A 10,852-nucleotide genomic window follows, 5' to 3' on the forward strand; every position below is an offset into this window, starting at 1 on the left:
TCACTATTACCCCTATTGGCGTGATGCACCCGAAGACCTCGGCCCCGAGGTGCGCAAGGCGATCGAAGAGGGCAACAAGGTACTGGCCCGCGATTATCAATCCGCCAAGGACCTGCCAAAAGTTCTGACCGCCGCGCTCGAAGAGCTGCTGACCCGCTGCGACGTGATCCTCTGCCCCTCCGCGACCGGGCCGGCCCCCAAGGGGCTCGACACGACGGGGGATCCGATCTTCAATGGGCTATGGACGTTCTGCGGCAACCCCTGCATCAGCCTGCCGCTTTTGACATCTCGCGAAGGGCTGCCCATCGGCGTCCAACTGGTCGGTGAACATGGCAACGACGGCCGTCTGCTGCGCAGCGCACAGTGGCTGTTCAACTGGGCCGATCAGGCATCGTAATGAGGAATAGGATATGAACCGCATACTCGCACTGATTGCCTTTATCGCGATCACGATTTTCCTGCTGATCCTCGCGGTCGAGGTGCCCAGCATCGATCTGGTCATCGTCATCGCCATCACGCTAGGCTTCGTGGCCTTCGATTTCTTTACCTCCAGCGGCAAGCGAAAATAGCCCATGGGAAAGCCAGTCATCTGGATAACCCGGACCCTTTCGGACGCGACGCTCGATCGGGCCCGGCGGGATTACGAGGTGATCTGGGATGCCGCCGACAGACCCGGCAGCGCCGAGGACATCATCGCCATGAGCGCGAAGGTCGATGGCATGATCCCGTGCCATTCTGAGCATTTCTCTGCCGAGGTTGCCGCGCAACTGGACCCGCGGCTCAGGATCATCGCCAATCATTCCGTGGGGGTCGATCACTGCGACCTGCCCGCCCTCAGGGACAAGGGCATCACCGTCACCAACACGCCGGGCGTTTTATCCGATGCGACCGCCGAACTGGCCATGATGCTGATGCTGGGTGCCGCCCGCCACGCCATCGCGGGGGACCGGATGGTGCGCAGCGGCGACTGGCAGTCGTGGTCGCCCGCGCTTCTGGTCGGCAAACAGGTGTCCGGCGCGCGACTGGGTATCGTCGGGATGGGCGGTGTCGGTCAGGCCTTCGCGCGGAAGGCGCGGGGCTTCGACATGGATATCCACTATCACAACCGGCGGCAGCTCCCCGCGGAGGAGGAATGCGGCGCCACCTTCCACGCCGATCTGGACAGCCTGCTCGAAGTTTCGGATTTCCTGTCGCTCCACTGTCCGGCCACCCCGGAAACCACCGGCCTGATGAACGAGTCGCGGCTGGCCAAATTGCCCAAGGGCTGCGTGATCGTGAATACCGCGCGGGGGTCCCTGGTGGACGAGGACGCATTGCTCGCCGCCGTCAAATCCGGCCATGTCGCGGGCGCGGGGCTCGACTGTTTTCAGACAGAACCCGGCGGCAACCCGCGTTTCGCGGAGCATGACAACATCATGATGATGCCGCATGTGGGCAGCGCGACCGTCCGCACACGCGACGCGATGGGCTTCAAAGCGCTCGATAACCTCGATTGCTTTTTCAGCGGCAAAGAACCACCGAACCCGGTCTAGGAAGTAGCGGGGCGAAGGTGCCCATTGCCCCGCCCACCGGTAGGTCATTCGGACGAGTGAGCGTTCGAACCCTTTTCATGATGGCCGTCGCTGCCCTCGTCGGCTTGGCTTTGCTCTTTATCCGACCCGCCGGACGAACCGTGGTGTCCGCCGCCCTCCTTGGCCTTTTCTTCCCGCAGTTCTGCGTAACGTTCCGGCTTCATATCGGGCAACCGCTCGACGAAGGAGACGATTTTCCAGATATCTTTGTCCGCATGGGTATCGCCAATCGCGGGCATGCCGGTCAATTTGATCCCGTTGCGGACAATCCAGAAGATTTCGGCAGAATTCCATTTGCCCGCAGCCTCGGAAAGAGAGGGCGGCTTTGGCAAAAGACCCTTGGCCCATTCGGCGCGCTCAATTCCCGGCCCGCCGTGGCAATGCACGCACATCGCGTCAAAGCTTGAGAACCCGGTTTCGGGATCGCCATTCGAAAAGCCCGCGGGCACCACGACCGATTGGGCGTTCCCCTTTACCGAGTTTTCCATATTGGTCTTGAGCGCCCACCTCATCACATCCGCATGAGGATCCGTGGCCGCTACATTATATCCGCCAGTCCGGATCGTCCCCCATGCGACAATAGCCAAAAGGGCGATGGCAGTGATCATTCCAAACAGAAATTTCATCATTAACCTAAACTCCTCCCACCTATGGGTGAACGTCGCGAACATGCATTCGTTCCTCCAAGGAGCCGTCGTGCAAAGGGTTCACGCAGCCTAGCAGGCGGGGCACGAGCGGCGATCACGGCGGAATAACGCAGGGCGATCCTTCCGGATTCATTTGTAAATGAAGCAAAAATCTCCAATGCTACATATGAGGGAATGTCATCTCCGGTCACAACGAAGGGAATGTGGCGGGGATCTTACCGGAACCGCGCCTTTCACCGCTCCGGTTGCGCGCATGACCGTCGCGCCCCAAAACCGACAGTTTTCAAGAAACTGAGTTGGCGCCGCATTGGCCCGCCAACGAGTCTCGAACCCGTGTAAACATTAAAGGAGACGCGTAATGACACATTCCGATCATCACCCCACGATCAGCTGGAAAGCGGCTATCTACGCCGGCCTGATCGCCGGGCTGGTATTCATCGTCATGGAGATGGTTCTGGTCGCTCTCGTCGGCGGGGGCAGCCCGCTCGGACCACCAGCGATGATCAGCGCCATCGTTCTGGGCCCCGAAGTCTTGCCCGAACAGGGCACGCCGCCGGAATTCAACATGAGTGTCTTCCTGACAGGTCAGATCGTTCACTTCGTCCTGTCGGTCATCCTCGCCGTGATCTTCGTCCTGATCGTGAGCCGAATGGCACTTGGAACCGGGGCGCTTATCGGCATCGGCGTGGTTTACGGGATCGTTGTTTACCTAGTCAACTTTTACGGAATGACAGCGATATACCCATGGTTCGCCATGGCCCGTAACGCCATCACCTTCTCCAGCCATATCGTCTTCGGCGCGGTGCTGGGGTGGTCCTACGGTGCGTTGCGCGTCGGCAGGGCCTGACCCAAAGCGAAAACTGACGGACCAGCAAAAACTCTGGTCCGTCTATCTGCCCTGCCCTGCAGACCGCAGTGGCCCTTGACTTCAGCCCCCTACCCGGCCGCGTTCGAGCGGACGGCAGCCATGAGGTCATGGAAACGGTCGCCTTGGATCAGCACATGGTCCCGCATGGCACGTTCCGCCAGTACGTCATCCCCCGAACGAATGGCATCGACGATGGCCTGATGCTCATTAAACGAGCGTTTGATGCGGTTCCTCACCTGTAACTGGATCCGCCGGTAGGGCTGCAGCATCGCGTGCAGCCTCGTTGCCTCCTGCGTCAGGAAGGCATTGTGGGTGGCGCGATAGATACAGGCGTGAAAAGCCGTATTTTCCGCGTAATAGGCATCGAACATTTCCCGCTCAGCAAGGGTGCGGCAGGCATCGTGACGGCTTTGCAGTTCCGAAAGCTCGGCTTCCGTGATGCGTCGCGCGGCCAGTCGCGCGCAGACCGCTTCCATCTCCGCCATGGCCTCAAACCGCTCGGTCAGTTCTTCGGCGTTCCATTCCGAGACGAAAGTGCCCTGCTTTGAATGGATGCGCACCAGCCCGGAGGCTTCAAGTTGCTGCAGCGCATCCCGGATCGGAGTGCGCGAGCAGTCGAACTCCTGCGCCAGCGCGACAGGATCGAGCCGCGTACCGGGGGAGAACCGCCCATCCACGATGGCATTTTCCAACGCCTCACGGATACGCGCGGTATTCGAAGCACCTGTCATCGGGTCTCACTCCCTTCAGAACCGTGTCCATACATATATTACCTTATCAAATATACCATCGCCGTTTCTGTTGTATACAACAGAATATATCATGTGTATAACTACGGGGAATCGATCCCGGGGGGGTTCTCATGGCGCAGTCGAACATCGCATTTCTGAACGAACTCCTGCACAGCGTCGGGTCGCGGATGCGCCAGAACAGGTTCGCCAAACCCAGCCGGGAAAAGGCGGCCGTCCAGATCGGCAAAAGCTGCGCGGACCTGTTGCGCCGTACGGGCGAAGCGTCACAGATCGCCGTGGCCGAACAGGCCCTTGCCGCCTATACCCAACTGACCGAAGACGAAAAGCTACAGTTCTTCCAGTCGCTTCTTCACGATTACGGCGCAGAACCGGCAGAGGTGCGCCGCGCCTTCGCAACGTGGGACGCAGACCCTACACAAAGCGCGCTGGCCGCCCTGTTCAACGCGGTGGAGCCAAAGCGCCAGTCTCTGCTACGCGCTCTCAACCAGGCGCCCGGCGCGACCCTGCAACTGGTGCGGATGCGTCAGGATCTCTTGCGGCTGATCCGCAAAACACCCGACCTCGCACCGCTGGATGCCGATTTCAGCCATCTCTTTGCCTCCTGGTTCAATCGCGGATTCCTCGTGATGCGAAAGATCGACTGGCATTCACCTGCCGCTATTCTCGAAAAACTCGTGAGCTACGAAGCCGTTCACGAGATCCGGGATTGGGACGATCTGCGCCGCAGGCTCGATCCGCCGGACCGCAGGTGCTACGGGTTCTTCCACCCCGCCACCGGGGACGAGCCGCTGATTTTCGTCGAGGTCGCGCTTTGCCACGGTATCCCCGATGCGATCGGGCCGCTGCTGTCCGAACGCCAACAAAGTGCCGAGCACCCGGATACCGCGGTGTTCTATTCGATCAGCAATTGCCAGCCGGGGCTCAAAGGCGTGTCCTTCGGCAACTTCCTGATCAAACAGGTGGTCAGCGATCTTTCAGGCGAATTGCCCCATATCCGCAATTTCGCCACGCTGTCGCCGGTGCCGGGTTTCGCCGCATGGCTGGTCGCCCAATCGGACCCGGAGGCGGAGCGCCTGACAGCCGAACTGCAAGAGGCGGATTGGCAAAGCGACCCTGAACTGCGCGACAGGCTCGAACCCGCGGTCAAAGGATGGGCCGCGCAATATATAACGCAAGCCAAGAATGAGACGGGTGCGCCCGCCGATCCGGTGGCGCGGTTCCACCTTGGCAACGGCGCCTCTGCCCACAGGCTCAACTGGCCCGGCGATCTTGCCGAAAGCGCGCTGGCCCGCGCCCACGGCGTGATGATCAACTACCTCTACGAACACGACCGGATCGAAGCGCGGCACGAAGCATTCGCCAACGATGGAACCGTGGCCTGCGGCCCGGACCTGCGCCGCACCCTGAAACAGCATAGAACCACACCGGCCTAGAACGGTGCCGGTCGAAAAAGCGAGATTGAAAATGTTTTCAACCATTCACGACCAGTTCGAAGCGCGCTGCGAAGAGCACGGCGAAAAACTGTTGTTCGAGCGGCGCGATCAGCCGGACATCACATTTGCCGAAGCCCGCGACAATGTGCACCGTTACGTCTCTGTCCTTAGCGAATTGGGCGTGCGGCCCGGGGATCGTGTCGCAGTTCAGGTCGAAAAGAGCGCCGAAGCGGTGCTTTTGTATCTGGCCTGCCTTCGGGCGGGTGCTGTCTTTCTGCCGCTGAACACCGCATATACCGCGCCGGAAGTCGATTATTTCCTCAACGATGCCGAACCGCGGCTCTTTGTCTGCGACCCGGGGCAAACAGCCCATCTGCAACGCGCCTCCGCCAGCCTGTCGGTGGAAACACTGGGGCCGAAGGGCGAAGGCACCCTGCCCGACCGCGCCGCGAAAGCCACGCCATCCGCCGAAGCCGCAGGGCGAACGGCGGAGGATCCGGCGGCCATTCTCTATACATCCGGCACCACGGGCCGGTCGAAGGGCGCCGTTCTCACCCATGGCAACCTTGCCTCCAACGCCGAGGCGCTGAACGACATCTGGCGCTTCACCGGCGAGGACCGGCTGATCCACGCGCTACCGATCTTTCACGCGCACGGGCTGTTCGTGGCCTGCAACATGGCGCTGACATCGGGTGCCACGATGATCTTCCTGCCGCGTTTCGACGCGGACCGGGTGATCGACGAAATGGCCAATGCAACGGTCCTCATGGGGGTGCCGACCTTCTACACCAGATTGTTGGCCTCCCCCCGGCTCGACAGATCGATAGCGGCCGGGATGCGCCTCTTCGTTTCCGGCTCGGCTCCGCTGCTGAAGGACACGCACACACAGTTCGCGGAACGCACCGGCCATACCATCCTAGAACGTTATGGTATGACCGAAACCTGTATGATCGCCTCCAACCCATATGAGGCGGATCGCCGGGTCGGCGCGGTCGGGTTTCCCCTGCCGAACGTCGAAATCCGCATCACCTCCCGGGAAACCGGCGATGCCCTCCCGCAGGGAGAGACGGGCGCCATCGAAGTCCGGGGGCCCAACGTCTTTGACCGCTACTGGCGCATGCCGGAAAAGACAGCCGCAGAATTCCGCGAAGACGGCTTTTTCATTACCGGCGATCTGGGCCGGATCGACGCCGACGGCTACCTGCACATCATCGGCCGGGACAAGGACCTCGTGATTACCGGGGGATACAACGTCTACCCGAAAGAAATCGAAGCACTGATCGACACGCTGCCCGGCGTGGCAGAATCCGCCGTCATCGGCCTGCCCCACCCGGAATTCGGCGAAGGCGTCACCGCCGTCGTCGTACCGCACCCCGACAAGGACGTGGACGAGCAAGACGTGCTCGCCGCCCTCTCGGGTCAACTGGCGCGCTTCAAGCAACCCAAGGCGGTCCTGTTCGTCGAGGAACTGCCCCGCAACGTGATGGGCAAAGTGCAGAAGAACGAACTGCGGGACCGCTACGCGACCCTCTACACGCCCGCGACAGCAAATCAAGCAGGAAGCCAGCACTGCAATGGATAACGTGATAGAGACAGAGACAGGGGGAAAGCCGGTGGCCGGGACGACAGACAGAACAGACGAATTCATCGCCATGACAGCGACAGAGGCGGTGGGTTTGCTGCGCACCGGCGAAGCCTCGCCACTCGATTTTCTGGATGCCGCGATTGCCCGGATCGAAGAGGTCGAACCCGACATCAACGCCCTGCCGATCCAGTTTTTCGAAGAGGCCCGCAGCGCGGCCAGGTCCTTCACGCAGCGCGACGCCCCCGATCACCGGCCCGGCTGGCTCGCCGGTCTGCCGGTCGTGGTGAAGGATTACAACGATGTCGGCGGCCAGATCACGACATATGGCTCCCCCATCTTTGCGGATAACCGGGTAGAGAAGTCTGACTACACCGTGCAGGTCCTCGAAGAGAGCGGCGGCATCCCCATGGCCAAATCGAACGTGCCGGAAATCGCGGGGGCCAATACCTTCAACCCGGTGTTCGGCGCCACCCGCAACCCGTGGAACCAGAAGATGACGGTCGGCGGATCCTCGGGCGGGTCGGGTGCTGCGCTGGCCTGCGGTGAGGCATGGCTGGCCACCGGCAACGATCTGGGCGGCAGCCTTCGTATCCCGGCAAGCTATTGCGGCATCGTCGGGTTGCGCCCCAGCGTCGGCCGGGTGCCGCGCGGGGCCGGGCTTCCGGCCTTCGATCCGCTCTGGGTCGAGGGGCCGATGGCCCGTAACGTGTCCGACGTGGCGCTCATGCTGGATTCGCTGGCGCATGGTCACCCCCACGATCCGCTTTCGATGCCGCCCCCGCGGGTGCCATTCGTGCGCGCGGTGGAGGAGCCGAAAGCGCCAAAAAGGGTAGCCTTCACCCCGGACCTCAACCTTTCCATGGTCGATCCCGAAGTCGCCGCGATCTGCCGGAAGGGCGCAAATTCCTTCACCAATGTCGGTGCCCTGGTCGAAGAAACCTGCCCGGATTTTTCAGGCGGGCTCGAAGCCTTCCAGACCCTGCGCGCCATCCTCGTGGCCGCCGTCCGGGGTGACCTGCTGGAAACCGATCGCGACCGCGTCGCGCCGGAGATCATCTGGAACATCGAAAAGGGCCAGAACATCACCGCCGATGAAATCCTGCAGGCCGAACGCGCCCGCGCGGCGATCTTCCACAACCTCGCGACCTTCTTCGAAACCTACGACGTGCTGGCCTGCCCCACCGTCGCCGTGCCCCCCTATCCGGTGGATCAACGCTTCCCCACCCACATCGGGGATACCGAGTTGACGACCTACATCGACTGGATGTTCCTCACCTTTGTTCTTTCGCTCACCGGCTGCCCGGCGATTTCCATCCCCTGCGGGCTGACGCAAAACGGCCTGCCCGTTGGTCTGCAACTGCTCGGAAAACCCAAGGGCGATTACGACCTGCTGGCGGCGGCGAAACTGCTGGAAACGGAACTGGGCTTCGCCAGCCAGATGCCGATCAGACCGAAGTCATAGGCTTCGCACTCCGGGCCGCCGACAGCAGATCGGCGGCCTGTCGCCCCTGCCCCCCGCGCAACCATATCCACGACGCGCCCCCCTACCTTGATCTCGTTGACCGCCGGTCCGGTCGATCTAGCTGCCTCATCATGCTGACAGTTTATTGATGAGGAACATGATTATGACTGATGAGATCAAGCTCGGCAAAGGGGGCGAACCGCGCCAGCAGACGACAGACCCAGACAAAACGATGACTTCCGCGCAGGGCACGCCGATGGCGGATGACCAGAATTCCCTGACGGCCGGTCCGCGGGGTCCCGGCCTTCTCGAAGATCATCTGATGCGAGAGAAGATCTTTCATTTCGACCATGAGCGTATCCCCGAACGGGTGGTCCATGCCCGGGGCTACGGCGTGCATGGTCACTTCGAATTGAAGGAAGCCATTCCCGAACTCTCCTGCGCCGATATTTTCCAGCGCGCCGGCGAAAAGACACCCACGTTCACCCGGTTCTCTACCGTAGCGGGCAGCAAGGGGTCACCCGACGTGGCCCGCGACGTACGCGGCTTTGCCACCAAGTTCTACACCAACGAAGGCAACTGGGACCTCGTGGGCAACAACATCCCCGTGTTCTTCATCCAGGACGCCATCAAGTTTCCCGACCTCATCCATTCCGTCAAACCCGCACCCGACCGTGGCTTCCCGCAGGCGCAATCGGCACATGACAACTTCTGGGATTTCATCTCGCTCTCGCCCGAAGCGATCCACATGGCCATGTGGACGATGTCCGACCGTGCGATCCCGCGGTCCCTGCGCTTCATGGAAGGATTCGGCGTTCACACCTTCCGGCTGGTCAACGCCGAGGGCAAATCGCACTACGTGAAGTTCCACTGGAAGCCGAAGCAGGGCATGCAGTCCGTCGTCTGGAACGAGGCGCTGAAGATCAACGGCGCCGACCCGGATTTCCACCGCCGCGACATGTGGGATGCCATCGACATGGGGGACTATCCGCAATGGGATCTCGGCATTCAGGTGTTCGACGACGATTTCGCCGACAGCTTCGAATTCGACATCCTCGACGCGACGAAGCTCATCCCGGAAGAACAGGTGCCCGTGCGCATCATCGGCACGCTGACGCTGGACAACAACGTCGACAACTTCTTTGCCGAGACCGAACAGGTGGCCTTCTGCACCCAGAACATCGTGCGCGGCATCGACTTCACCAACGACCCGCTGCTTCAGGGGCGCAACTTCTCCTACCTCGATACGCAGATCAAACGCCTCGGCGGGCCGAACTTCACGCATATCCCGATCAACGCGCCGAAATGCCCCGTCCGGCATTTCCAGCAAGACGGTCACATGGCGATGCACAACCCCAAGGGCCGCGCCAACTACGAACCCAACAGCTGGGGCGACGACGGCGGCCCGCGCGAGAACCCGGAAATCGGTTTCAAGAGCTATCCCGAACAGGCGGAGGGCCAGAAACTGCGGACACGCTCCGAAACCTTCGCGGATCACTACAGCCAGGCGCGGCAGTTCTACATCAGCCAGACGGAAGTGGAACAAAAGCACATGGCCGATGCGCTCACGTTTGAGCTGTCCAAATGCGAGCACGAAAAGATCCGCCTGCGCATGTTGAGCCACCTGATGAACGTGCATGACAAGCTGGCCTCGGACGTGGCCGAAGGGCTCGGCGTGACCGACATGCCCGAAGCCGCGACCCCTGCCCGCAAGCCGATCACGGACCTGCCCGCCTCCGATGCGCTCAGCATTCTCAAGAACGGTCCCGACAGCTTCAAGGGGCGCAAACTGGGCCTCTATCTCAGCGACGGCGCCGATGCGGATACCGTCGAAGCGATCGAAAAGGCGTTCAAGGACGAGGGCGCCGTGGTCGCTATCGTGGCACCGAAGATCCAGGGTGTGACCCTTTCCAATGGCAAAACCCGCGCCTCGGACGAAAAGATAAACGGGGGACCCTCGGTTCTCTTCGACGCGGTGGCGCTGGTCTTTGCCAAAGACCAAGTGAACACATTGGCCAAGGACAAGCCGTCGAAGGATTTCGTCAGCGACGCTTTCGCCCATGCGAAGTTCATCGCCTATAACAGCCCGGCCATGGCGCTGCTCAAGGCTGCCGGCATCGGCGAAGACCTTGACGACGGTTGCCTTGAACTCGGCGGTTCGGACAGCGCCGAAGCATTCGTGAAAAAATGCCGAAAGCTGCGTTTCTGGGATCGTGAGGCCGTCCTTCAGGCCTGAAGACCCTCGGCCGGGGCGCGCCTGCCCCGGCCTCCTTCACCCTTTTACAAATACTCAAACAGCGACACATCGCGGCCCGGCACCCCCGCCGGTCGGGGCTGATCCGTCAGCCCCTGTCGCTCACCCGTTCCATCGCCCGCCCCACGCTGAAACCATGCAGGATCGTGGAAAGCAGGATCACCAGCGCCACCAGTGACCAAAGTTGGGTTTCGTTCACGAATTCCATGTGCCGCCCCGCGTAGCACAGGTAATAGATCGACCCGATGCCCCGCACGCCATAGATGGACACCACCCCCCG

10 protein-coding genes and 1 pseudogene are annotated in these 10,852 nt (G+C 61.5%); 8 read left to right on the top strand and 3 right to left on the bottom strand.

Features of this window, described 5'->3' with window-relative positions:
* From A3728_RS04515 to A3728_RS04520, 3 genes are all read left to right on the top strand, one after another.
* The coding region (locus A3728_RS04515) for an amidase family protein (RefSeq protein ID WP_236630412.1) at positions 1-397 on the top strand (397 nt) is incomplete at its 5' end.
* Positions 398-410: 13 nt separating this feature from the next.
* The gene (locus A3728_RS23395; RefSeq protein ID WP_201722130.1) at positions 411-569 is read left to right on the top strand and encodes a hypothetical protein; all 159 of its coding nucleotides are present in this window, start codon (positions 411-413) and stop codon (positions 567-569) included.
* A 3-nt stretch (positions 570-572) separates the two neighbouring features.
* Complete coding sequence (locus A3728_RS04520; RefSeq protein ID WP_067920662.1) at positions 573-1,532, top strand: 2-hydroxyacid dehydrogenase; 960 nt, start codon at positions 573-575, stop codon at positions 1,530-1,532.
* Positions 1,533-1,576: 44 nt separating this feature from the next.
* Here A3728_RS04520 and A3728_RS04525 read toward each other — a convergent pair whose 3' ends face one another.
* Positions 1,577-2,200 carry a c-type cytochrome gene (locus A3728_RS04525; RefSeq protein ID WP_067920664.1) on the bottom strand — a complete coding sequence of 208 codons (624 nt, stop codon included), beginning with the start codon at positions 2,198-2,200 and terminating at the stop codon, positions 1,577-1,579.
* 376 nt (positions 2,201-2,576) lie between these two features.
* On the opposite strand from A3728_RS04525, the gene A3728_RS04530 reads away from it, so the two are divergent.
* Positions 2,577-3,065, top strand: a complete 489-nt coding sequence (locus A3728_RS04530) for a hypothetical protein (RefSeq protein WP_067920666.1) — start codon at positions 2,577-2,579, stop codon at positions 3,063-3,065.
* A gap of 89 nt (positions 3,066-3,154) precedes the next feature.
* On the opposite strand, the gene A3728_RS04535 is transcribed toward A3728_RS04530, so the two are convergent.
* On the bottom strand, positions 3,155-3,817 hold the full coding sequence (locus A3728_RS04535; protein ID WP_067920668.1) for a GntR family transcriptional regulator: 663 nt from the start codon (positions 3,815-3,817) through the stop codon (positions 3,155-3,157).
* A gap of 131 nt (positions 3,818-3,948) precedes the next feature.
* Here A3728_RS04535 and A3728_RS04540 point away from each other — a divergent pair, with 131 nt between their 5' ends.
* The 4 genes from A3728_RS04540 (at position 3,949) to A3728_RS04555 (ending at position 10,554) form a co-directional block, all read left to right on the top strand.
* Positions 3,949-5,271, top strand: a complete 1,323-nt coding sequence (locus A3728_RS04540) for a malonyl-CoA decarboxylase domain-containing protein (RefSeq protein ID WP_067920670.1) — start codon at positions 3,949-3,951, stop codon at positions 5,269-5,271.
* A 31-nt stretch (positions 5,272-5,302) separates the two neighbouring features.
* Positions 5,303-6,853 carry a malonate--CoA ligase gene (locus A3728_RS04545; protein ID WP_067920672.1) on the top strand — a complete coding sequence of 517 codons (1,551 nt, stop codon included), beginning with the start codon at positions 5,303-5,305 and terminating at the stop codon, positions 6,851-6,853.
* Positions 6,846-8,318, top strand: coding sequence for an amidase (locus A3728_RS04550; RefSeq protein WP_236630413.1), 1,473 nt, complete (start codon positions 6,846-6,848; stop codon positions 8,316-8,318). Before A3728_RS04545 ends, A3728_RS04550 begins: the two co-directional genes overlap by 8 nt.
* Before the next feature lie 163 nt (positions 8,319-8,481).
* Positions 8,482-10,554, top strand: coding sequence for a catalase (locus A3728_RS04555; protein ID WP_067920674.1), 2,073 nt, complete (start codon positions 8,482-8,484; stop codon positions 10,552-10,554).
* A gap of 106 nt (positions 10,555-10,660) precedes the next feature.
* Here A3728_RS04555 and A3728_RS04560 read toward each other — a convergent pair.
* Positions 10,661-10,852, bottom strand: a pseudogene (locus A3728_RS04560) (cation:proton antiporter); the annotation flags it as partial.

The organism is Sulfitobacter sp. HI0040, assembly GCF_001634885.1.
Taxonomy (GTDB): domain Bacteria; phylum Pseudomonadota; class Alphaproteobacteria; order Rhodobacterales; family Rhodobacteraceae; genus Sulfitobacter.